Annotated in this window: 16 protein-coding genes and 1 pseudogene; 10 read left to right on the forward strand and 7 right to left on the reverse strand. The window is 47.5% G+C overall.

Going from position 1 to position 23376, the window contains the following annotated elements:
• Positions 1 to 38: 38 nt before the first annotated feature.
• Complete coding sequence (locus AC0YN6_RS21450) at positions 39 to 1370, reverse strand: arsenic transporter (RefSeq protein WP_475749341.1); 1332 nt, start codon at positions 1368 to 1370, stop codon at positions 39 to 41.
• A 323-nt stretch (positions 1371 to 1693) separates the two neighbouring features.
• Positions 1694 to 5038 carry a DEAD/DEAH box helicase gene (locus tag AC0YN6_RS21455; RefSeq protein ID WP_475749342.1) on the reverse strand — a complete coding sequence of 1115 codons (3345 nt, stop codon included), beginning with the start codon at positions 5036 to 5038 and terminating at the stop codon, positions 1694 to 1696.
• Between the two features lie 469 nt (positions 5039 to 5507).
• On the opposite strand from AC0YN6_RS21455, the gene AC0YN6_RS21460 reads away from it, so the two are divergent.
• Both AC0YN6_RS21460 and AC0YN6_RS21465 read left to right on the forward strand, forming a co-directional pair.
• Positions 5508 to 6482 (forward strand): aldo/keto reductase, encoded by a 975-nt coding sequence (locus AC0YN6_RS21460; protein ID WP_475749343.1) that lies wholly within the window; start codon positions 5508 to 5510, stop codon positions 6480 to 6482.
• 283 nt (positions 6483 to 6765) lie between these two features.
• The gene (locus AC0YN6_RS21465) at positions 6766 to 8727 is read left to right on the forward strand and encodes an ABC transporter substrate-binding protein (RefSeq protein ID WP_475749345.1); all 1962 of its coding nucleotides are present in this window, start codon (positions 6766 to 6768) and stop codon (positions 8725 to 8727) included.
• Between the two features lie 162 nt (positions 8728 to 8889).
• Here the strand turns inward: AC0YN6_RS21465 and AC0YN6_RS21470 are convergent, their stop codons facing one another.
• The gene (locus AC0YN6_RS21470) at positions 8890 to 9876 is read right to left on the reverse strand and encodes a Gfo/Idh/MocA family protein (RefSeq protein WP_475749347.1); all 987 of its coding nucleotides are present in this window, start codon (positions 9874 to 9876) and stop codon (positions 8890 to 8892) included.
• A 4-nt stretch (positions 9877 to 9880) separates the two neighbouring features.
• Positions 9881 to 10888, reverse strand: a complete 1008-nt coding sequence (locus AC0YN6_RS21475; protein ID WP_475749348.1) for a Gfo/Idh/MocA family protein — start codon at positions 10886 to 10888, stop codon at positions 9881 to 9883.
• A 134-nt stretch (positions 10889 to 11022) separates the two neighbouring features.
• Here AC0YN6_RS21475 and AC0YN6_RS21480 point away from each other — a divergent pair, with 134 nt between their 5' ends.
• Positions 11023 to 11904 (forward strand): helix-turn-helix domain-containing protein, encoded by an 882-nt coding sequence (locus AC0YN6_RS21480; protein WP_475749349.1) that lies wholly within the window; start codon positions 11023 to 11025, stop codon positions 11902 to 11904.
• Positions 11905 to 11921: 17 nt separating this feature from the next.
• Here the strand turns inward: AC0YN6_RS21480 and AC0YN6_RS21485 are convergent.
• From AC0YN6_RS21485 to AC0YN6_RS21495, 3 genes and pseudogenes are all read right to left on the reverse strand, one after another.
• Positions 11922 to 12176, reverse strand: a pseudogene (locus AC0YN6_RS21485) (DUF2500 domain-containing protein); the annotation flags it as partial.
• A gap of 122 nt (positions 12177 to 12298) precedes the next feature.
• Positions 12299 to 12847: an RNA 2',3'-cyclic phosphodiesterase gene (gene thpR, locus AC0YN6_RS21490; protein ID WP_475749350.1), complete on the reverse strand. Its 549-nt coding sequence runs from the start codon at positions 12845 to 12847 to the stop codon at positions 12299 to 12301.
• A gap of 53 nt (positions 12848 to 12900) precedes the next feature.
• Positions 12901 to 14685 (reverse strand): ABC transporter substrate-binding protein, encoded by a 1785-nt coding sequence (locus tag AC0YN6_RS21495; RefSeq protein ID WP_475749351.1) that lies wholly within the window; start codon positions 14683 to 14685, stop codon positions 12901 to 12903.
• Positions 14686 to 14810: 125 nt separating this feature from the next.
• On the opposite strand from AC0YN6_RS21495, the gene AC0YN6_RS21500 reads away from it, so the two are divergent.
• From AC0YN6_RS21500 to AC0YN6_RS21530, 7 genes are all read left to right on the forward strand, one after another.
• Positions 14811 to 16316: a DUF4153 domain-containing protein gene (locus AC0YN6_RS21500; RefSeq protein WP_475749352.1), complete on the forward strand. Its 1506-nt coding sequence runs from the start codon at positions 14811 to 14813 to the stop codon at positions 16314 to 16316.
• Positions 16317 to 16575: 259 nt separating this feature from the next.
• Entirely contained in the window at positions 16576 to 16944 is a 369-nt protein-coding gene (locus AC0YN6_RS21505; protein ID WP_475749353.1) for a hypothetical protein, read from the forward strand.
• Between the two features lie 21 nt (positions 16945 to 16965).
• Complete coding sequence (locus AC0YN6_RS21510; RefSeq protein WP_475749354.1) at positions 16966 to 17826, forward strand: metallophosphoesterase; 861 nt, start codon at positions 16966 to 16968, stop codon at positions 17824 to 17826.
• A gap of 285 nt (positions 17827 to 18111) precedes the next feature.
• Entirely contained in the window at positions 18112 to 19266 is a 1155-nt protein-coding gene (locus tag AC0YN6_RS21515; RefSeq protein WP_475749355.1) for a type III polyketide synthase, read from the forward strand.
• Positions 19259 to 20011 carry a methyltransferase domain-containing protein gene (locus tag AC0YN6_RS21520; RefSeq protein WP_475749356.1) on the forward strand — a complete coding sequence of 251 codons (753 nt, stop codon included), beginning with the start codon at positions 19259 to 19261 and terminating at the stop codon, positions 20009 to 20011. Before AC0YN6_RS21515 ends, AC0YN6_RS21520 begins: the two co-directional genes overlap by 8 nt.
• Positions 19941 to 21140: an NAD(P)/FAD-dependent oxidoreductase gene (locus tag AC0YN6_RS21525; RefSeq protein ID WP_475749357.1), complete on the forward strand. Its 1200-nt coding sequence runs from the start codon at positions 19941 to 19943 to the stop codon at positions 21138 to 21140. The genes AC0YN6_RS21520 and AC0YN6_RS21525 overlap by 71 nt, the downstream gene beginning before the upstream one ends.
• Positions 21141 to 21191: 51 nt before the next feature.
• Positions 21192 to 23342, forward strand: a complete 2151-nt coding sequence (locus AC0YN6_RS21530) for an MMPL family transporter (RefSeq protein WP_475749358.1) — start codon at positions 21192 to 21194, stop codon at positions 23340 to 23342.
• Positions 23343 to 23376: the final 34 nt, after the last annotated feature.

A 23376-nucleotide genomic window follows, 5' to 3' on the forward strand; every position in this document is an offset into this window, starting at 1 on the left:
TAGAGACCTTCTTTGATGAAGGCCTCTTTTTTTTCTGATCAGAACACCCAGGTTACCCAATAGGATAAAAGGATCAGCGTCACAATTAGAGTAATCGGAATGACGACTGTGGTAACCTTCAAATATTGGCCCCAACTTATGTGCACTCCGCCCTTGCGTACAATATGCATCCACATCAGCGTGGCGAGTGTGCCGATTGGCAATAGGAGCGAACCGATGTCACTGCCTATGACACTTGCAAGATAGGCGATCTTTAACGTCAGAGGATCGAGGCCCATATTCATAAGCGTAATCGTCCCTACCATCAGAGCGGGATGGTTGTTGAATAGATTGGATAGTACGCTGAGTAGTCCGCCCATCAGGACACTGGCATGAAGCAGGCTTCCTGAGACGAGTGGCTGCATCAGATGAATCAGCCAGTCCGTTAGACCGATGTTATTAAGGCCATAAATAATGACGTACATGCTAAAGGCAAATATTAAAATATACCAAGGCGTTTTTTTGAGCATATCGGCAGGTGAAACCTTCAAGTAGTACCAACGCCAGCCGAGAAGCAGAGTAGATCCGATAACGGCCATCGCAGAGACAGGGAAGTGGATATAGGATGCGACAAAGAGGCTGATTCGAACGCAGAATACGAAGATAAGAACATAGAGCATGAAACGATTGCGGTTTTCTTGAGGCAAGGTTTGCTTTAGTGGATGGCTTCCGGGCATGAGAGACCATCTGGAAACTGGCGGCAGTTTTTTGGGAAGCGTGCGATAGAAAACGGCAAATAGAAGGAACGCCATTAGGATAAGCCCGATCGAAGCAGGAACGAACATCATGGCGGAGTGCATGTAGAGATCCATATGGACGATCTTTAAGGCAATTAAATTGACGATGTTGCTTACGCCGATCGGAGCGCTGGATGCTGTTGCGATCAACGCGCCGGATATGAGATAAGGTATTTTTTGATGATTTTTTAGCCCCATATTTTGCAGCAAGAGCAATAGAATCGGGGTCGTAATTAAGATGCTTCCATCATTATTTACGAAGAGTGTCATGAGAAAGCAAAATAGATTCGTTAGCCAAAAGAGTCGAATACCGGAGCCGCGGGCTTTTTTGGTAATTAGCTCGGCCGCCCAGTAGAAGAATCCGAAGCTCTCTAGTACAATCGCCATAACGATGGTTGCGATGATGGTTACTGCGGCGCCGCTTATCGTTTCGGTTATTTGGCCGAGATCAGCGAACGTGACGCTTCCGCTGAGGAGAACGATCGCAGCGCCGATCGTTGCAGGTATTGCTTCATTGACATGCGGTCGCCAGAAGATGAAGCCGATCGTTAACAAGAAGGCAGAAACGGTCATAATGATCATTAAATCATTCATACTTTAACCTCTTTTCAGTTATGAAGCATTTTGCATAATAGAGCAGCACTCCTTTTCCGAAATAAGCATAAGGCTATGTTGTATACTAATGCCTTAACGGGAACACCTCCTTCTCTTAAATGATTTAGTAGCTTTGTAATGTAAGTATACGTACAAGATAGAAGGTTCGTACTGGTCAATATCCCTATCTCTATTAAAATCTGCTAGTATCAATTGGAGACAAATATCCCCTAATGATAGATAGCTTCAATGGATTATAGCCCGCAAAAAAAACCTCTAAACGGCATTCCGTTCAGAGGGTTTTATTGGTTGCTAGGTTTGATTTATTCGATCATTAGAATCTCTTTGATGTCTTGCTCCGATAGAGTAGACAACGCCTCTTGCCCTGGCTGGATGACCTCGTCGATCAAGTTTTTCTTCTTTTCCTGGAGCGCATACATTTTATCCTCTACCGTTCCCTGAGTAACGAGGCGAATAACTTGCACGACGTTTTTCTGTCCAATGCGATGTGCTCGATCTGCTGCTTGCTGCTCAACGGCTGGATTCCACCAAAGGTCGTACAGAATTACTGTATCTGCTCCCGTTAGGTTTAGTCCAGTACCTCCAGCTTTTAACGAGAGCAGGAAGAGATCCCGCTCGCCCTCATTGAATCGATTACACAGCTCGACGCGTTCGGAGGCTTTCGTTTGTCCGTCCAAATAGAAATGCGTAATGCCGCGGTAACCCAGCTCTCTCGCTATTAGGCCGAGCATCTCGGTAAATTGTGAGAAGATGAGCAGGCGTTTGCCCGCACGCTGACATTCCTCGATAATTTCAAGGAGCTGCTCGAATTTGGCGGAGCTGCCTTTGTAGTCTTCAACGAATAATGCAGGATGGCAGCAGAGCTGGCGAAGCCGAGTTATACCTGCCAAAATTCGAATTCGATTTTTTTGGAACCCTTCCTCATTCAAATGCTTCACCGTTTCCTGCTGGAGCTTAGCCAGGAAACCTACATAGAGCTGCTTCTGCTCAGGAAGCAGCTCGGACGCCTGAATCGATTCGATTTTGTCAGGGAGCTCCCTCAGTACATCGTTCTTCAACCTGCGCAGAAGAAACGGACGAATCCGCTTAGCAACTGCTTCCCGTGACAGCTCATTAAAGGCTTGTCTGCTAGGGAATAACGCGGGGAACACGGCGCCAAAAATCGACCAAAGCTCCTCCAATGTGTTTTCGACCGGTGTACCAGTCAAAGCAAAGCGATATCCAGCATCAATAGCCTTAACGGCTTGCGCAGTTTGGGTCGTATGATTTTTGAAATATTGGGCTTCGTCCAAAATAAGCGTATGGAAGCTTTGCATCATATAATCCGCAATATCTCTGCGCAGCAAGGGATAGGAGGTTATGATAACATCCGCAGTTGTATCGCTTGTCAGCACTTCGTTACGTTCCGACTTGCTTCCGTCTGCAATAACGGCCCGAATCTCGGGGGCGAATTTCTTCAGCTCATTCAGCCAGTTATATACGAGAGAAGCGGGAGCAACGATTAATGCTGGCTGCTCTCGCCTGCGAATCTCGGGAAGTACAGAGACGATAAACGCAATCCCCTGCACGGTTTTTCCTAGTCCCATATCATCGGCAAGAATACCGCCGAAATGATAGTGAGCGAGTGTCTTCATCCATTGATAGCCGTATTGCTGATAATCCCGAAGTACGGACGCGAGACTAGTTGGTACAGGGAAATCTAAATTATCTGGGTTACGCATGTTTTCTAATAGACGGCGGAATGATTTGCCGAGCTTTATCGCATTGCTCTTCTCATGCGAATCAATGAGATGCAGGCCGCGGACTGTAGGAATACGGAATTCGGATCCCAGAACATCGCTTTGGCTCAGGCCAACATCATTTAAGAATCGGATGATTTCTTGAAACTCAGCGCCATCAAGCGGCAACAAAGAGCCGTCCGGCAGACGGTGATATTTACGCTTCACCTCAAGCGATTTCAGCAGGTTGCGAATTTCAGATTCGGGAATGCCATCCATATCGAATTTAAATTCCAGCCAATCCGTACGTTCATCTATATTAACAGTTACTTTCGGCGGTGCATGTTTGGTTACGATTCGCACCTTGACGGCGGAGGTAGCGTATACGGCTAGCAGCTTCTCAAGCTGTGGGATGATGTTGTGCAGAAACTCAAATTCTGAATCCTCATCTTCCATGAAATAACCGCCTTCGGTTTTGGCGAAGGGGACAACCTCCATCAGCTCTAGTATGAGCCGCTCCTGTTCACCATCTCGCATAAGAATGCGGTCAGAGCCGCGTGATTTTTCGCTTCCCTCTAATGGGTTTATAACAATGTCGCCATATTGGAACTCAAGTCCAGCGACCAGACGATCTCTTACACGATCCAGATAGAGCTTTGCTTTGAGTTGTGTTTGCAGCACGCGGTCGGATATAGCCGCTGCGATGCCAACACTGCCCAGCTTCATTAATCCTGGTATTACTCTCTCCATGAAAGGCTCCATTTGCTCAGGAGCGATATGGATTTTGGGTTTGCGTGAGGTGTCGAGCAGTTTTTTCAGTTCCACGAGGCGCATGCAGGAATCTGTCTGCAGCCGCAGCAGCTTTCCTTTGGCAACAACCAGCTCATAATCCTCCATAGTGACGATTTGATCGAGGCCTTGAATGTCCAATTGATAACCGTCGCTTGCCGCTTGATCGAATGCAAAATGAAGCGGGATCGCCTCGTCGCTCAGCTCAATACCTGCAAACGTTTGATTGCCATGGATCAGCTGTGCGGATGGAGCAGCGGTTAGCAGAGGAAGCATCTCCTCCCAAGAGGAAGGAGGCACGAGCAGCATGCGGTCACCGCTTGCTGGTGCTTCTCTCAGAAAAGACCGCGTCAGCGATTCACGAAACATTGACTCGTTTCGATAGATTTGAATAAGCTTCGCAATAACCGCATCATTCTCGGACTGAAAGTTATGGATAACCGGATCATATGTAAAATGCTTCGAAAAAACGAAAGGCTCCCGTCGGTCGACCTTTTCAAGAAATTCTCGTATATGCTGTACGATATATAATCGTTTCGGCCCTACCTTCAGCTCGATGCCGAACATATGCTTACGGTAGCCGTACGGGTAGAGCTTGCAAGTAATCTCCATATCGAGCGGAGTACGCGTGTCAAAAAGCGACCGATTGCCGCTCATTCGCATCGGACGACCGTTGAATAAGCCTAACATGCCGTTAGCAAGCCGAGTATCTGTTGCTTCGAGTCCAGCATGCTTCGCAAACCTAGGTTGAAGATGCTTTGCATCCTCTTCAAAATCCGCCTCATCGTCATCGTATGGTTGATCCTCTGGATGAAGAAGGGAGGGATAGGTACGAGCAGGTTTATCATAATCATTCTGCAATTGATGAATTTGCAGCAAAACAGCAGCTACATGCTGACAATATTTATCATAGGTGCTGAAAGCGAGGCAAGAGCATTCCGCTTCGACGTCTCCGTCTCGATCAATAGCGATCGTGACCTCATAGCGCTTATTTCCCAGTACGATGGCTTTATAGCTTGTTGCCACCTTGTCATAGTCTGCAAGCGTTACTTTTCCATCTTTATAGTAGGCTTCCCCACGTTCATAGAAGGTATCGCCGCATAGTAATTTAATGACTCGCTGGGATAACTGGACACTCATGATCTGATCGGATTCCTTTCGGCTAGCGGAACGTCTGTTCCGATTAATAAGTTAATTCTTATCATATCAGAATATGTACGTTAGGTCATAATTCAAAATGTGGGGGCGCTGCAGTTTCTACAATAGAAACCTTACATGAAGTATGGGAGAGGCAGCTACATTGCAGAAATGCAATAGAATTCCGGCATAATTCTCACTTTGGATGCCGATGGAGCGATTCTGCTGCAGAAACTGCAATGTAAGCGTCAGAGAAGCAAATGCAGGCCGATTCTATTGTACAAACTGCAACGTAGCAAGCCGAATACTTTCCCAAACGCATCAGCATATTGCACGAGCTGTCCAGATTTCTCTTACATATGGTCCCAAAATATCTACTGTGCATCTATTGTCTTCCCATACTGAAATGGAATGGAATCAAGGCTATAATAGATAAATAAAAGCTTAACTATGGAAAAAGGAGCTGGGCATTATGCAATACCGTCGTCTTGGCAATAGCGGTCTTAAAGTATCTGCGCTCGGTTTAGGCACCAACGCCTTTGGTAAACGTGCAGATTACGAGGCATCGAAGCAAATCATTCATTGCGCGATAGACAATGGAATCAACTTTATTGATACAGCTAATATTTATGCAGCAAGCGAGTCCGAAAAAATAATTGGGCAGGTGCTTGAAGGGCAGCGTCAAAATGTTGTTATAGCTACAAAAGCGGGGCTAGTTCGTGGAGCAGGTGTGAATGAGCGTGGCTCGTCCAGGTTTCACTTGCAAACGGAACTGGAGAACAGCTTGAAGCGTCTAAAAACGGACTATGTTGATCTATATCAGATTCATACTTTTGATCCAGAAACACCGCTTGAGGAAACACTGCGTGCTCTTGAGGATATGGTGCGCTCAGGCAAGGTACGTTATATCGGGGCCTCTAATTACTTCGCTTGGGAGCTGATGAAGGCGCTTGGCATCAGTGATCGGTTGGGACTAAACCGATTTGTGTCTACGCAAGTAAGCTACTCATTAGCGGATCGAACGCCTGAACAGGAGCTCGTCCCGCTGTGCCTTGACCAAGGGGTTGGCATTATACCGTACTTCCCGCTGGCGGGCGGTATTTTGTCTGGTAAATATAGCTTAGCGGATCAGGCACCAGAAGGCTCCCGTGCTCAGACAGATCCGAATTTCCAGAGATTTATTGATAGCAAAACTATCGCGCTGGGTGAAAGTGTAGGAAAACTTGCTGCTCAATTGGACTGCACGCCAAGCGTATTGTCCTTATCTTGGCTCATGCATCAGCCCGTCGTATCGACGGTAATTGTAGGGGCAACAAAAGTGGAGCAGCTCAAAGAGAACTTAAAGTGCGTGTCCTTGCAGCTAACCGGAGAAACAGAGGAGGAGCTGCAGAAGATTAGCCGCCCGTTCCGGTATGGAGAGCCTTTCGCGTGGTATCGCTTGCCGTGACGGAGGCAGACGGTGAAGATTAGCTCCCCTATCTATGCTAGCCTGCAACAGAAAAGTAGATAGATGATTACACGGGTACCCATACACTGGACACTTTGAAAAAAGGTGCGCAGCGTGTGGGTATTTTTTTGTAAACCAGAGTCAGCAAGTGGGATTCCTATCCAGTGAGGTATACTTGTCAAAAAAAATTCCATGGTATGAGCTAGAATGTTTTGATAATGAGAATGATTATTAATATAATAGAAATGGTGGGAATTGTAAATAGATATGGAAGGTGAACGTGATGACGTTAAAGGAACATTTGCCATTATGGAATCATGCTGCTATAAGGGTGCTTGATGTTCGTCGGTCTATTTTGCGATCGAGTGAGAGCGTGCAAGGGTTCCGATTGCCAGCTAGTGCCTTCCTATTCGCTGCTGCTGGTGATGCAAAAATTCTCATCGACGGAATGGAGCATGTGGTGAATCGTTTTTATGTGTGCCATGCCGGAAAAGGCGCTACAATTGACATTGTGCAAGTTGATGAAAAACTCGATTATTATTTTATTTTTTACAAAGCAGTTCTCGTTTTACCAGCTCGTAAAGAACTGTTAAATGTATATAGAGACAATAGTCCTTTTCAAATGCAATACGGTTTTGCCCCTGCATATCCGCTAGGTCTCCTAACGAGAATCGAGCAAATGTATTCGCACTGGATGCTCGATATTCAATTGGAAAGATTTCATGTGAGAGCGTTGTTTCACCAACTGGTTTACGATCTTATGAAGCAGCTCCATGCCGCTGAGGGTACTGCTAAGGATCAGCCGGATTACGTCAGCCAAACGATTCGCTTCATGGAGGAACGTTATGCTGAGACCATTAGTCTTCAAGAATTGGCGAGTACCCTTCATTGCAACGAGAGAAAGCTACAGCGATTATTTAAAGCGCAGCTTCAGATTGGGCCTTTGGAGTATCTCATTCAGGTTCGGATGGATCATGCGCAAACTATGCTTTTGAATACGAATATGCCGCTTAAAGCAATTGCAGAATCAGTAGGTTATGGTGATAGTTATTATTTTAGCCGAGCATTTAAGAAGCATTTTGGCGCTTCTCCTCTTTATTTCAGAAAGCATCGTCGGATAAGTTCATCAACTATGTCGCAAAATTCCATTGTCGCAGATAACTCTCTCTCGTATGATAGTGATTGTGATAATCATTATCAACAATTAGATGGGGGAGTTATACGGATGAATAGAAGTAAGAGGTCGGTTTTAGCGGTTAGCTTGATGTTGAGCTTGATTTTATTGTTGAGTGCATGTTCGGCAGGCAATAACACGGGAAACAATACGGGAGGGGCTAGTCCAACTGGAGCTGAATCCAATGTAAATTCTACAAACACAAACGTATCGCAAACAGCGCAACAGGCGTATCCTGTTGTTATTAAACATATGAAGGGCGACACAACGCTGGAGCAGCGTCCACTTAAAATTGCGGTGCTTGATACAAAATTTGTGGATCAATTGGTAACCTTAGAAGAGCAGCCAGCGGGCAGCGTAAAAGCTGCGGCAGATAAAACAGACTTCCCGGCTTATTTGATGGATAAGCTAAAGGATGTTAAATTGCTTGGTACAAGGGATGAGCCTAACCTTGAAGCTATTATGGCGGTGGAACCCGATTTAATTATTTGTACTGAATTCCAAGAAGAAGTGTATGAGAGCTTGTCCAAAATTGCTCCAACGATCATGCTCGAATTTAATGAGGATTGGCGCGTCACGTTAGATACTTTTGGAAAAATCGTAGGGAAAACTGAAGAAGCGGCGGCTGTCTTGGAAGCCTATAACGTGAAAACAGCGAAGCTGAAGGCAGATCTAAAGGCCAAGCTCGGAGATCAGACTGTTGCATTAATGCGTCCACGTGATGAGGGGATACGTATACATACACCAATCCACCGCACAGGAGCTATTTTATACAATGATTTAGGTTTGAATGCCCCAGAATCGGTCTTGAAGGAAAAGGATACAGCTTATGAAATTGCATTAGAGGCTTTTCCGGAGGTTGGCGCCAATCATTATTTCCTCGTAAAAGATGAGATGTTCAAGGCGGCAGTGGACGAAATTCAGAAGACGGAAACGTGGAAAAGTGTTGAAGCTGTGAAGAACAATCAAGTCTATGATGTTGATTCAAACATATGGATTGCCTATTATGGTCCGATTGCCATTAATATGATTGTTGACCGGGTAGCTGAAATTTTCCTTGGTAAAGCATAACATGTCAACAAAGCTTTCAAGATCTGAGTGGGGTTGTGATGATTGATGTTCCGGAAGTAAGCGAAAGAGGCGCTTTTTTGCGCCTCTTTCGCTTATTGTAAGCCCAGATTGTCCGTCATTATTAGGGTGAAAGCTCCGTATGAGTAACTGCCTCCTTAATAATTACATCGGGATCGGCTGACCTTCCCGAAGTGACTGGTACCCGGCCAGCGCCACCAGGGTGGAGCGTAAGCCGTCTTCACCTGAGACGGGAACGGGTTCGCCGTGGAGGAGCGCATGCACGAAGGAGCGGATCAAATGATCATCCATGCTATCCCCCCAATAATTCCACTGGCCTTTACCGATTTGACTGCTGTAGAGCTCATTTATTTGCGCCAGCCCATCGACCGAAATGACGCCTTGCGTTCCGATGATTTCCATCGTCACGTCTCCCCATGTCGGGAAAGGCGGCCTCCTGGACCAGCTCGTATCGATAACGCCGAACGCACCGCTTGCAAACTTCACGTGGATCATTCCCGCATCATCGACTTCCAGGTTTTCATTGAACAGTGTGGCTGCGTACGCATAAACTTCCTTCACCTCGGAGCCGGTAAACCAATGCATGAGATCCATGACATGCACGGTGTGGTCAAATAAAGCGCCGCCTCCGGAAAGCTTAGGATCGACGAACCAGCCGCTAGGGAGGCTGCCACGGTTCGTGCCTTTGATCGCAACGATCTCGCCGATTTCCCCGCGGTCAACCGCTTTTTTGGCTTGAATGACGGCGGCCAGATAACGGCAGGGGAACGCCGTCATCAATTGTACGTTGTTCGCCCGGCAAGAGGAAGTCATAGCGTGCATCTCTTCAGCGGAGAGTCCGAGCGGCTTTTCGCAGAGTACGTGCTTGCCTTTATTGGCGGCATCGATCGTCATCACGGCATGGTGGACATTTTCCGAACAAATGATGACGGCATCGATGTCGGTTTCCAGCATGTCCCGGTAATTTTCGTAATAAGGTAACTGATATTGACGAATCAGATTTTCCACCCGGCTATGTACCGGATCGGCAATCGCCGTCACTTCAACTTCCGGTAAAGCGAGCAGGGAATTGAAATACGAATACGCATGACCGTGCGCAAAGCTGATCATTCCGACTTTAAGCTTATTCATCGTCTCATCCTCCTATAGTAGTTGTAGCAAGTGGAAGCTGAACGGCTCTTCCCGTAACCGCGCTCTCACGTGCGGCTAGCGCCAGCTCCAGAGCCTTGTACGCATCTTCAGCGGTCACGAGGGCCTCTGTGCCTTCACGGATACAGGCGATGAAATGCTGAAGCTGCAGTTCGTACGGACTGTGAAAGCCGGGACTTTGCGGCACGGCCACGAATGCATCGGTTTTCTCTGCGGCGGAAGGAGCCTTATGAATTTGCAGCGAGCTGCTTTTCAGGCTATTTGTCATGACAATGCCTTCGCTCCCGGCAATTTCCGCTTTGGTATGAAACGGCCCGGGAAAGCCCCAGTTCGCTTCGACATTGGCAACGGCGCCATTTTCGAATTGCAAGGTCACCAATGCGTAGTCCAGCTGTTCTGTGCGACGGTTTATCCCGTATACGCTTTTGACCTCACCCAGCGCCCATCGCAAAAAATCCAAATCATGGATCATCAGATCAACGATTGCCCCACCGCTTTTATCGATGTCATTGTACCAGGATTTCGTATTCCCGGGGTGTGGGCCGATGCGGCTGGCATGCGAGACACAAGGTCGGCCTAATTTTCCATCGTCCAACGCTTGCTTCATGTTCACGTAGTCCGGAAAAAAACGCACCACATGTCCGATGAACAAACGTACGCCGTTTTCTTCACAGCAGCGGATCATTTGCTCCGCATCTTCCAAACGGAGTGCAATCGGTTTTTCACAAATTACATGTTTGCCTGATTTCGCGGCACGAATCGTATACTCTTTATGCAAAAAGCTCGGCAGCGTGATGCTGAGGACATCAAATTCAGCCTGTTCCAGCATCTCCTCGAAGGAGACATAGGCTTGAGCCCCCGTTTGCTCGGCAAGCTCGCGCGCCGCCTCGAATTGCTGATCACAAACCGCTGTCAGCTCCAAGCCGCTCATTTTTGCATAAGCATTGGCATGTACACGTCCTAACCCCCCGCAACCCAATACAGCTACTTTCATCCTAGCATCTCCTTTTCCAAATCTTTACTTGCTCCTATAAAAATAATACAATCGGGAAAGACATGCGTATATGCGGGTATTTATCTGTTTTGTATCCATATTTATTCTCGGGATTAGCGAGGGAGGTTGGCGCTGTGGAAATTTTTCAGGAACCGATTGAATACCAGAATCCTCAGCTCTGTATCAAAGTATGGAAATTTACTCAGAGCGGTCATGAAACGGAAGACAGCCTGAAGTGGCATTATCATAAAGAGGTAGAGTTCATTCTGGTTCTTGAAGGTGTGCATGAGATGTTTACGCCGACTAGAAGATACATGCTGCATCCGGGAGAAGTGATGGTGATCGGTTCCTCGCAGCTGCACAGGAGCCGTTCTCAAGCGGGGGAGAGGGTCACATATCTCGTGCTGCATGTGAATTTGGAACCTTATTTTGATCCGGCGATGATGCACTACACGAGACATTTCATGGAAATATTGAACCCTCTAGAAGAGTTGAACTATATCTTTCAAAAGTCTAGGAGCGTCCAGCAAGAGGTCGGATCGATTCTGCTGCACCTCCATGAGGAAGTCATGCATAAGAAAAAAGGATACGAAATCGCCGTCAGTATGCATATTAAACATCTGCTTCTAACCCTGCTGAGGAACGACGACCTAGAGCTCCTGCTGGCGCACGAAGATGTAGATGCGGATGTACTCCGTCCCGTTGCGGCGTATGTCGAGGAGCATCTGGCCGAGACAATCAATATGGCGGAGGTCAGCCGAATCGTCGGCATGAGCTACGTTTATTTCTCTAAATACTTCAAGAAAAAGGTCGGGGTATCCTTTACGGATTTCGTCAACCGCAAGCGAATCGCCAAAGCGGAAAGAATGCTGGTGACCGGCAGTAAGAATGTCACGGACATTGCCAGAGCTGTGGGGATTGAAAATATGGCCCATTTCTACGAGCTGTTCAAACGATACGTCGGCTGCACCCCAAGGCAATATAAAGTGAAAATGAGGATAATGGGGAACGGTTAAAGGTGTTTTAATTTGTCTCACGCTATGGGGTCAGTCCTGTTTACATTATTATTTCGTTCAAAAGCAACGATCCAATCCCCTTGGACTGCGGCATATCCTGTGTCGCCCTCTACAACTAAGCCGTACAAATTTTTGACGTCTACATACTCTTTACGAACGCCGTTATCGAATTCAAGCGTAATGTAATAATACGTACGGGATGAATTGCTGGTATGCAAAGCCCCATCGTGGTTATGGTGATTCGTATGATGGCGAACGTCCATGAGGGGTGACGCCGGAGGATGTTGGAGCATGAAGGGATTTACGAGTAGGTTTGCGCAGAAAAAGCGGCTGGCCGCTGCGAACGCCGGTAGCCGCTCTGCTTGATCATCGTTATTTCGACAACAGTTAAGCCTCATTCATGCTTGATTAACGGAAAGCGATCAATGACCTCATACATAGGGGACTCGTTCATATGGGTAAGCATGAGCACAAACTGATCGATCTCAAAGCTATGCGATGAGGCAATAGACGTTGCAGCTTCAATCGGCATTTTGTTAGAGTCAGCGAAGCCTCTGGCAAGCGTGATATGCGGCGAGTAGGGACGATCTTCCGGCACGAAGCCAGCGGAGCTCGTTGCTCTAACAATCTCTTTGTGAAGAGCAGAAAGTCCTTTTAAGTCTCCACTAACAGCACCCCAAAGAACGCGTGGAGAAGCGGGCGAGCCAAATGTTCCGATTCCGCTCCAAGTTAATGTAATCACATTTGCCTGTACTTTCTGTAGAGCAGCTACTAGCTCTTCGCGCTGCTTAGCAGACGTTTCGCCTAGAAACTGAAGCGTAATATGGTAATCACTTGGATGTGTCCATTTACGGAAAGGCAGATCGTTTTTATGATCATTGGCCCAGCCTTCAAGCTCCTTAGAAACAAATTGCGGTATCGGTATTGCAACGAACAAGCGCATTATATTTTCCCTCCTATTCTCAGTATGCAGCCATAGAAGTTGAAACATTCATCTTAAGTAAACCAAATATCGCGAAACCTTACCCAGCCTAGCGATTCTAGTGAAATGCCGCGCACAGAAGGATGGAACGCCGTTTTCAAATGCTTGCGGTAGAGGAAATACAGGCTATGCCTGTCCTTAAGCTCAGCTTCAATAGCGATGAATATCGCTTCTCGACGTGCTCGATCCGGCTCGCTCAATATCGATTGAATGCTGCGCTCCAGCATATCGTGAACCTCCGGCAGCGCATGCTGCTGCATGCTTTTGTACAAATCGATGAGCCTAAGCTCGCGATGCTCGTCCAGCATGACAGCGAAGAGAAGCAGATCGGCGGACATGCGCGCTGTCCCTTTAAATTGTTCAGCAGGAATGAGGCTAATTTGCAGCGGTATGCCTGACTTGGCACATACCTGCTGAATGATTTCTGCATCAGCCGCATACTGCGGAATCGTAGCTAGAACTAGCGTCTCCCCATCGTAACCGGAGCGGGCAAGCTCGCACTTAATTGCGCTCCAATCAGCAGGTGCTGCATCCAGCAACTGCTCCGCTTGATCAGGCCAGAAGCTGTCAACGCCCTCGATAACATCGCCGGACAGCAGCTTGAGAAGCTCCGATCGTTCAATAGCAAGGTTGATTGCCGCTCGAATCGCGGGATTTGCGAGTAAACCGTGCTTTTGTTCATTTACGGTGATGAACTTACAGGTCATGCCAGACTGTCTGACCTGCTGCCATCTTTCAGCTGCTCTATCGGATAACCTTGCATTGTGCATAATCTGAAACGATTGCAGCTCTGCATGCTTCTCACGAGTGGCTTCCTCTGCGTGCGTCCACACTTCTACCCGATCAAGAAAGGCTCTGCCATGAAAATACGCGGCGAAAGCCTCTAATATCCAAACGCCTTGCTCGTTCCCAGTGAATCGAAACGGCCCCGTACCGATCGGTTTGGCGCCGAATTGTTCTCCAGCCGCAGCGCAGGCATCTTGAGGAACGATGGAAGCACGATTGGTCGTCAGAAAAGCGAGAAACGCCTCGTTGGGCTCGGATAATTGAATACGTATCGTTGTATCATCCGGCGTGTCCATTGAGACGATATCGGAGTAAACCCAGCTGTAAAGCCCTTGTGGCGCCAGCCGTTTCAGCCGCTCAAGCGAATACTTGACGTCAGAGGAATCAAGCTCACGGCCATGATGAAACAGAACCCCTTTACGCAAATAAAAGGTCCAGCGCGTTCGCGAGTTATCGATCTCCCAAGCATGCGCAAGCTGCGGCATAATCTGCTCGCCTCTTGGATCGATGCGAACGAGACCATCGAAGATTTGATTAACGAGATGTGACTCGCCCGTATAATGGATGGCAGCCGGATCTAGGGAGTAGATCGTTTGCGGCAGCGGGAAACGCAATATATCGGTGCGCCGCTTGCCTTGCACTTCGGAATGAAATCCGAATTGACCGGATAGCCATTCCTGAAATTGATCACGCAGCAACGGAGATTCTTCGAGCTGCTGGAGCAAATCCAGCGCCGAATGCAAATCCTGCTTTTGCATCATTTCTTGCGCCTCCTCCAGCGCGACTTGCTCCTTGCTTACGAGGAAGGAGAGTGCTGAACGATTGCCTCGCCCCCTCTTCGGCTCCCAGACCAGCCATTCCTCCTGCTGCATTCGCTTCAAAAGAAGTACCATATTCCGATGTGTGCAATCGAGCAAATCTGCAAGCTCCTGCGTCGTGACCTCAAAGGGGGAATTCTCTTGAACACTAGGATATGAACGCCTAAGTGCAAGATAATGCCTACGGATTTTCATGCAAAATACCCCTATCTCAAAAATATGAAATTTTCCAATTATAACTTACACTTTTTGTTCTTGTTTTATAGGTTACAATAAAAGGAGATATTTAACAAATTGATTGTGAAGATGGAGTGAGTGAAATGAGAGATCCGGCACCATGGCAAAAAAAATATGAAAAAATGTTTCTTCTTGCCCTTTTGTTCGGTCTAATTAGTCAATATTTATTTGTAGGAGCTTCTGCGGGCATTTCAGTTATGGTGTTCATTGCTAGCTTTTATGGCTTGTTCTTTTACTCTGTTAAAGGGAGGATGGGCGGATTTGAGAAATGGCAAGGGCAAGTGAGATCAGGCTGGCTGCTGTTCATTCCCATTTTTCTGCTGACGCTAACCTATGGTCTCTATGATAATCATCTGTTTCGACAGTTAAATATGTTTGCTTTATTTGCACTGATCGTTTCACAAACAGCACTCATGACGAGCAGCAGTGTAAAGCCATGGTACAGAGGAATATTTTATACGGAGCTTTTATTTCTTGCGCTAGTGAAGCCTTTTGCATTTATCGGCGTGCCCTTCAACATGCTTAATGATCGTCTGAAAGGGGAAGAGAAGGGGGAGAATTCGGCGAGAAGCAAGCTCGGTAAAATATCGTTAGGCTTGCTGCTATCGGCACCGATACTCATTGTCGTCGTTGCATTGCTGGCGTCAGCGGATGGAATTTTTCTCTCATGGCTGCTTGAAATTCCAGAGGTGATGGCTCGTTTCTCCTTAGGAAACAGCATCTGGCGCATTGTAGTAGCTGCATTTTTTGCATTTTATGCTTTTTGCTACATATGGGGCTTGCTCTTCAATAAATCATCGGATACAACTAGTGAATCAACCACAAATCCACAGGCTGCCGGGACTCAGCCAAACGGACGAATTGAAATCGATCCTATCATTGCAGGCACTCTGCTTATCAGCATCAATCTCGTTTACGTATTGTTTGTCGTTATTCAATTCTCTTATTTATTCGGAGCGGCAAATGGCTTGCTTCCGGAGGGAGCGGCGTATGCGGAATACGCACGCAGAGGTTTTGCGGAATTAGTTATGGTTGTGCTCATCAATGTCGGTTTGCTTATGTGCGGCTTGCATCTCATCAAGCGAACAAGCGCAGCAGCGGAGTGGATTCGTAAGCTGTCGCTAACCGTGCTTATAGGCTGTACAGTCGTTATGCTTATATCGGCGTACAGCAGACTTTCATTATATGAAGAAGCTTACGGCTTCACACAGACGAGATTGCTCGTGCATGGATTTATGGTATATTTGGGAATTTTGCTCGTCATTGCATTGTACCGTATTTGGAAAGAGAGTTTCTCTATGGGAAAGGCTTATATATGCGTATCGATAATAGCTTTCGTCGTTATGAACTATGTCAATCTAGATGCGCGAATTGCTGCGAATAATGGTGATCGGTACGAGCGAACGGGCAAAATTGACATCGCTTATCTTGGCACGTTATCCACAGATGCAGCGCCGGCGCTGTTGAAGCTGCAGTCCAAGCACCCGCAGTTGAAGGGGCTAAACGAAGTAATTGATAGGCTTCAGGATAAGGCCCATAAGCATAGTAAGTGGCAATCATGGAATTTATCGAAGCAGAGAGCGAAATAATTGGAGCAAGGAGAAGTCGTTACTAAAAGGTGGGATTGGCTGGTGAGCCAGCTCGAAATAACGCTATAAGCGCACATATGCTCTTACACCACCAAAGTAACCCGAGTTTGCTGCCTGTAAGCACATATAGGTGCTTATTAGGGGGAATTAGCTGGTGAGCCAGCTCGAAATATCACTGTAAATACACATATGCTCTTACAGCACCAAAGTAACCCGAGTTTGTGGCCTGTAAGAACATATAGGTGCTTAATAGGGTGCGTTGGCTGGTGAGCCAGCTCAGGAATATGCTGTAAGCGCACATATGCGCTTACAGCACCAAAGTAACCCTGGTTATCAGACCAAGGCTTATAGGGCCGTATACGCAGAGCTGCTCAGTACAACAGAAAGCAGCCTCCAATTAAAGGCTGCTCAGCCGCTGAAGCAGGACTGGCCTGTCATCGTATTAAGTGCAGGCAAACAAAATGAGGAATGGCAGCAGGGTCAACAGAAGCTGGTACATTTGACCAGCCACACAAATCAGATTATAGTCGAGGATAGCTGGCATTTTATTCATATTCATAGACCGGATGCGGTTATTCATGCCGTTAATAGTCTATTAGATGAAATAGATTCGACCAGTCATCGATAAGAAGTAAGGAGTTTTGCACTTATGCGCTTAACCAAAAAAAGATTATTATGGATCATACCGCTGTTCATTGTTGTTGTCGTTGCTTTTCTCTACTTTGAGAACAATGCGATCGGAATTACGAAATATAAGCTGAGCTCGGCTAAGCTTCCTGAGGGAGTCAGCTCATATCGAATTGTTCATTTGACGGATCTTCATAACAAATCCTTTGGCAAGGAGCAGGCGACGATCACCCGCAAGGTGAGCAAGCTAAAGCCTGATCTTATCGTGATGACAGGTGATCTGGTCGACAGCCGAAAGTACAATGCGGAAATTAGCCTTACAATGATGCGGAAAATGACTGAGCTTGCCCCCGTTTATTACGTAACAGGCAATCATGAATATGGCTCTAGGTTTCCTGCTCTAGAGAAGGGGTTAAAGGAGCTAGGCGTCCATGTGATGCGTAACACTAGCGAGGTAATAAAGCTGGGAGAAGGCGAGATTCGTATCGCCGGCGTGGATGATCCGGTGTTCAACCAGCAGGCGGATGGAGATGTCGCCAAGCTAAATGAGCATATAGCAACAGCGCTGCAAGCAACAGAAGCGCAGAGCGGCTCCGATATGCTCACCGTTCTTTTGTCGCATCGTCCTGAGCTTTTCTCAGTATACAAGCAAAATAACATCGACTTTACTTTCTCCGGACATGCACATGGCGGTCAGGTGCGGCTGCCTTTTCTAGGTGGACTGGTTGCTCCAGGGCAAGGCTTCTTGCCGAAGTATGACGGAGGCAAATACGTAGACGGCAATACAACGATGATTGTCAGCCGCGGCCTTGGTAACAGTATTATTCCACAAAGGCTGTTTAATCGTCCGGAGGTTGTGCTCGTCGAGCTTACTCATCCTTAGCAGTACAACAATTCGACGTGAACCTGAATGACGAAATAGAAAACAAAAAGAGACCCACAGCATTCGGTGCTGTGGGTCTTCATTATATATATTACAAAAGGGGGTTGTTTTTATTATAGTAGGCTTTCATTAAAACAAGATGAAAATTAGATTTCAAGTTTATTACAAATGATGGAGAAAGCCTGTAACATTCACCTGCATATCGAAGAGAAGCGTTGAATAGACTTGTTTTAAGTAGAAAACTTGTCCGTTTAGACTTTACCAGAGAGGGTGGGATTTTTCAATATGGAACATTCGCAATCATGCATAGCGATATTAGGGATTGGTACAGCAGTTCCGCCATATCTCGTTGATCAAGCAGATACTGCGCGGAGGCTGGTGGACGCGTTAAGTGATAAACCGGATTCAGCCCGCTGGGGGAGAAGGATTTTTAAGCAATGCGGTGTGCAAAGCCGCTATACATGTGAACCGAACCTGCTCGCCGAAGCGGCCGAATGCCGCTACTTGCCGAGCGTTTCCGCTGAAGCTGCTCCTTCGACGGCGGAACGCATGGGTGTATATAAGCGTGAATCCGTTCCGCTTGGGCTTCATGCAGCTAGACAAGCCTTGGCAGATGGAGAGGTTGACACTGCTGCGGTAACGCATCTCATTACGGTTAGCTGTACCGGCCAGTTTCTGCCCGGCATGGATGCAGCTCTCATTCATCATTTAGGACTGGCTCCTACGATAACCCGTATTCCGCTTAATTTTCTCGGTTGCGCTGCCGGTCTTAAAGCGATTGGCTTGTCGCGCCAAATTGTCTCGAATGATAGCTCAGCTCATGTACTTGTTGTCTGTGTGGAGCTATGTACACTCCATATTCAGCCATCAGGCGATAAGGAATCTTTATTCGCTGCTTCTTTCTTCGGAGACGGAGCCTCCGCCTGTGTAATTGGTGCGGCCAAGCCTCATCACAGTCCTATATTTGCACTCGGTGAAGAACGTTCTGTTCTGCTGCCAGATTGTGAAGAAGAGATGGTGTGGGAGGTAGGCAACCACGGCTTTGATCTGTACCTCTCTCCGCATATTCCAAAGCTAATCGGCGAGTTTATACCTGCGCAAGTAGAGCAGCTATGCGGTGATGAAGAGCTGGAGCTTTGGGCGATCCATCCGGGAGGCAAAGGTATTATTGATATTTTGCAAAATAAGTTTGAGCTGACTGATGAACAAACCAAGCATAGCCTAGGCGTGCTGCGCGATTATGGGAATGTCTCCTCTGCGACGATTCTATTTGTATTGAACGCGATGAGAAAGCATCTTCAAGAAACGGGCTCGGAGCCTGTAAGCGGCATTGCACTCGCTTTCGGTCCTGGCCTCACAGCTGAGATGATCAAGATTGCGTATGTTCCCGCAGTACGTACATCGGAGCAGGAGCAAATCTCGGACGGGGCGTATGTCTAGACATATGCGCGAGCGGGCCGAGACTGCTGAATTGATGGACGATTTTTCAATTGGCGGGACTGAGCTGCGACAAGCTTTGAGGCAGCTTCGTCTGCTAAATCGTATTTTTGTAGCAGCTGCACCTACTCTTTATGGCGTAAAGCAGCTGTGGGAGCAGGCGAATAAACCGAAAAGCCTGACCATTCTGGATATTGGAGCGGGCTCTGGCGATGTGAATAGACGACTCCTAAATTGGGCGGATCAGCAGGGAATAGCGATGACGATTCAGCTAGTGGATGTGACGGAGGAAGCTTGCAAGGAAGCGAGGCTTTTTTTTCAACATGAGTCTAGAGTAACAGTTCGGCAAGGTGATTTGTTTGCTTTAGATGAAGGGTGCGCGGACATCGTGACTGCAACTCAGTTTCTGCATCATTTTGCCGAGGAAGAGCTTCCGAATGCAGCCATGAGCATGCTTAAGGCTTCGAGACTTGGCATTGTGATAAACGACATCCATCGTCACTGGATTGCATGGGCTGCGGTATGGCTGACGACTCGGATTATCTCGTCAAATCGTTATCTTCTGAATGATGGTCCTTTGTCAGTTGCTAAAGGCTTTCGTGCGAAAGATTGGAAGCGTCTTGGGCAAAAACTCGGCATTGCTGCCATCTGCTACAAATGGAGGCCTTTGTTCCGATATGCGGTCGTCATTGGGAAGTCTGAGACAAGTCGATGGGGCGGAGCTGAGCACAATGACGCATATTCTTGATGCAGCCGTGCTGGGAGCAGGCGTTGCTGGGAGCGGTCTAGCCAAAGCGCTTGCCGACAAGGGATGGGAGACGCTGCTCCTTGATCGTCAGTCATTCCCAAGGCATAAGGTATGCGGGGAGTTTCTTTCACCGGAAGCACAAAGTACGCTGCAAGCGCTTGGCATCATCGAGTCTGTACAAAGCCTGCAGCCCAGCACGATTGAACGAATACGATTAGTTTTTGAAAATGGTGCTGAAGTGAATATTCCGCTTCAAAGCGCGGCATGGGGTCTGAGTCGTTATTCGCTCGATGCGGAGCTGCATCAAGCCGCCCAGCAAGCAGGGGCAAGGCTTCAGATGGGAACAACAGTGACGGCTGTGATCCCAACCGACCGAGGTTACATAATTGAAACAAAGCAAAGCGGCGAGGTCAGTTCCATTGAAGCGCGTACCGTCATCGCCGCTTGGGGAGCAAATAAGTATGCAGCATTGCCTGGTTATCGCCCCGCCCATACAGCGAAACACTCGTATATGGGGGTAAAATCACATTTTCGCGGCATTGTCATGGAGCCGGTCGTTGAGCTTTATTTTTTCCGAGGCGGTTACTTAGGGTTATGTCCCATAGAAGGCGGACTTGTTAATGCATCGGCACTGCTTGAGCGTGACGCATTTGCAAATGCGGGCAAAACAATACTGGCGATTATAAACGCTGCAGCAAGGCGAAATCCGAAGCTGAACGGGAAGCTTGCACATGCAGAGCCAATTTCTGGATCGCAGGTTGCTGTCGCACCTGTATATTTGAACCATAAGCCGCTCGCATGGGATCAAATGCCGCTCCTCGGAGATACAGCTGCAATGCTTCCACCGCTATGCGGAGATGGAATGTCCATGGCGCTGAGGTCCGCCGCGATATGCGCGCCCCTAGCAGACAGCTATTTGCGCGGGAATCTTTCGTTGGAGGCTTGGCAGCATGCCTACACGAGGTCGATCAAACGTGAATTTGAAGGACCGCTGCGGTGGGGCAGCTTTCTGCAATGGTTATTCCGTATGCCAACCGTTTCTGATTGGCTGCCGAGTGCTGCGCGAATATCGCCTCCGTTAGTGCAGAGACTTTTTCGAGCGTCTAGGATAAAGCCTTTCAGAATGTAAGAGCAATGTGTAAAGAGCACGAATGGATTCGACTACGGGAGGTGCATATTCATGGGAATGCACGGCCTAGCGCTGCTATCCTTCCGATTTCCACGAGTGTGCATCATCTTATGGACAGTTGTGCTAATAGTTATTGGCGCTCAAGCCTTTAAGCTTGATTCCGTCGTTCAAGATCATGGCTTGTATCCGCAAAAAGGTACCTATGCTCAGGTGCAGCAGGTGCTTGCCTCTCACTTTAATGTCTCAGATGCCCCAGTAATGCTGCTGTTCGAGAAAGCGGATAACGTATCAAATTCACGCTTTCGTTGGTTTATTGGACAAACGATGGAGCAGGCTAGTGGAGTAGGCGGTATAAAAGGAATTGTGTCTCCGCTTGAGCGGCAGGAGATGTTAAAAGGAAATCATGCGTACGCGCTTCTATCCTTCAATGATCCGCCCTATCGGATGAAGGATAAGCTGGAACTGCTTAATCGTCTTTTGCCGACCTACAGTGGAATTTCGATCAAGGTAACGGGAAAATCCGTCGTCCAAGCAGATGTGAATGAGGCTAGTCATAGAGATTTGGCCAAGGCAGAGCTGTTAGGCATTCCGCTTGCCTTATTGATTCTTTGGCTAGTATTTCGTAAAATCGTTCTCGCCTTGCTTCCCATCGTTATTGGGATAACGGGAGTAACGATTGCAATGGGCATCATGTATGAAATGGGTTTGAAACTGGCGCTGTCTAATTTTGTTCTAAACGTTATTCCTATGGTGGGGCTTGCACTGAGCATCGATTTTGCACTTATGCTGGTCAGTCGATTTCGTGAGGAGCTTCGAGTAAACAAGCTTCCGGAAGAGGCGCTCTCTGCAACGATGAAGACAGCTGGAAGAGCTGTTTTTGTATCGGCGGCCAGCGTCATTTTAGGCTTGTTAAGTTTCGTCTGGATTCCACTGCCGATGTTCTCATCCATTGCGCTTGGAGCGATGGTCGTAGTGGCTGTATCGCTGCTCCTCACATTTGCACTGCTGCCTGCTCTTCTTGCACTCTGTTTGCCAGTGCTGCAAACGGTAAGGAAGCGTCCGCTTAGATCCAACGGTTCAACTATATGGAATGGGATTGCAGGGTTTGTCATAGGGAGGCCAATTGTCATGGGCTTGCTGGCCGGAGGCTTATTAATGCTGTGCGTTCTTCCCTTGAGCGGGATGAAGACTGCTGTTCCAGATGAATCTTCATTGCCTATGAGCTATGCGTCTCGTCAGGCTGCGGAAACGTATGCGAATACGTTCGAGTTGCCCTCGACTTCAAAGGTATGGGTCATCGCGGAAGGAAATGCGCTGTTTCTTGAACAAGCGGATTGGATTGACGCATATGAACTGATGCAGCGATTCAAACGTGATCCGAATGTAATAAGGGTCGAATCAGTGTTCTCCGCGCTCCCTATGTCACCCGAGCAATGGTTCACCATCGTTCAGAGACCGCTGCAAAAAAAGAAGTACGAAGGTGCCCTTCAACCATTTCTGAAAAATAATAAAATGCTGCTGCAGGTTACCGTAGCGGGTGAACCATCTTCCCGAGCAGTGATGAATTGGCTTAAGGAGTGGGAGCGAAGAGGGGAGTCGTCGAAGTTATCTTTCTTGCTCGGCGGGGAGGCCAAATACGAGCAGGAAGTGTTTGATCATATTTTTAGCAGCTTGGGTTACGTGCTTCTCTTTCTATTTATTTCGAATTTCATCGTACTCTTTATCTCTTTCCGTTCCATTCTCATTGCCCTCAAAACCATTCTCCTTAATCTTCTGAGCATAGGAGCATCTTTTGGCATTCTCGCTTGGATCTTCATGGATGGACGTATGGGGATGGCGCCGAGCAGCATCGCCATCATGATACCGGTGTTTATATTTGGTCTTGTGTTCGGTATCAGTATGGACTACGGCGTATTTCTTATCTCGCGAATTAGTGAGGAATATCACAGGACGCGCAGCAATGAGCAAGCTGTACGGAAAGGGCTGTCTTCAGTCAGTCATATCATTACCGCAGCAGCAGCAATTATGATAGCTGTCACCGCACCCTTCGCATTCGGTGAAGTAGTTGGCGTGAAGCAGCTGGGGATCGGGATCGCGACTGCTATCTTTATTGACGCAACGATCGTCAGAATGGTGCTCGTACCGTCCTTGATGATGCTGCTTGGCAAATGGAACTGGTGGGCGCCAAGTTGGTTGAAATAATAGAAATTGTAGGTGCTTCATTGAATATTAGAGT

The sequence above is a fragment of the Paenibacillus sp. J22P15 genome (assembly GCF_056269345.1).

Bases quoted from the DNA above. Each gene is read 5' to 3' on its own strand.
- AC0YN6_RS21525 (WP_475749357.1), top strand. From the start codon at position 19,941: ATGCGGTCGTCATTGGGAAGTCTGAGACAAGTCGATGGGGCGGAGCTG.
- AC0YN6_RS21450 (WP_475749341.1), bottom strand. From the start codon at position 1,370: ATGAATGATTTAATGATCATTATGACCGTTTCTGCCTTCTTGTTAACG.
- AC0YN6_RS21455 (WP_475749342.1), bottom strand. From the start codon at position 5,038: ATGAGTGTCCAGTTATCCCAGCGAGTCATTAAATTACTATGCGGCGAT.
- AC0YN6_RS21475 (WP_475749348.1), bottom strand. From the start codon at position 10,888: ATGAAAGTAGCTGTATTGGGTTGCGGGGGGTTAGGACGTGTACATGCC.
- AC0YN6_RS21515 (WP_475749355.1), top strand. From the start codon at position 18,112: ATGGAACATTCGCAATCATGCATAGCGATATTAGGGATTGGTACAGCA.
- thpR (WP_475749350.1), bottom strand. From the start codon at position 12,847: ATGCGCTTGTTCGTTGCAATACCGATACCGCAATTTGTTTCTAAGGAG.
- AC0YN6_RS21495 (WP_475749351.1), bottom strand. From the start codon at position 14,685: ATGAAAATCCGTAGGCATTATCTTGCACTTAGGCGTTCATATCCTAGT.
- AC0YN6_RS21520 (WP_475749356.1), top strand. From the start codon at position 19,259: ATGTCTAGACATATGCGCGAGCGGGCCGAGACTGCTGAATTGATGGAC.
- AC0YN6_RS21465 (WP_475749345.1), top strand. From the start codon at position 6,766: ATGACGTTAAAGGAACATTTGCCATTATGGAATCATGCTGCTATAAGG.
- AC0YN6_RS21500 (WP_475749352.1), top strand. From the start codon at position 14,811: ATGAGAGATCCGGCACCATGGCAAAAAAAATATGAAAAAATGTTTCTT.
- AC0YN6_RS21470 (WP_475749347.1), bottom strand. From the start codon at position 9,876: ATGAATAAGCTTAAAGTCGGAATGATCAGCTTTGCGCACGGTCATGCG.
- AC0YN6_RS21530 (WP_475749358.1), top strand. From the start codon at position 21,192: ATGGGAATGCACGGCCTAGCGCTGCTATCCTTCCGATTTCCACGAGTG.
- AC0YN6_RS21460 (WP_475749343.1), top strand. From the start codon at position 5,508: ATGCAATACCGTCGTCTTGGCAATAGCGGTCTTAAAGTATCTGCGCTC.
- AC0YN6_RS21510 (WP_475749354.1), top strand. From the start codon at position 16,966: ATGCGCTTAACCAAAAAAAGATTATTATGGATCATACCGCTGTTCATT.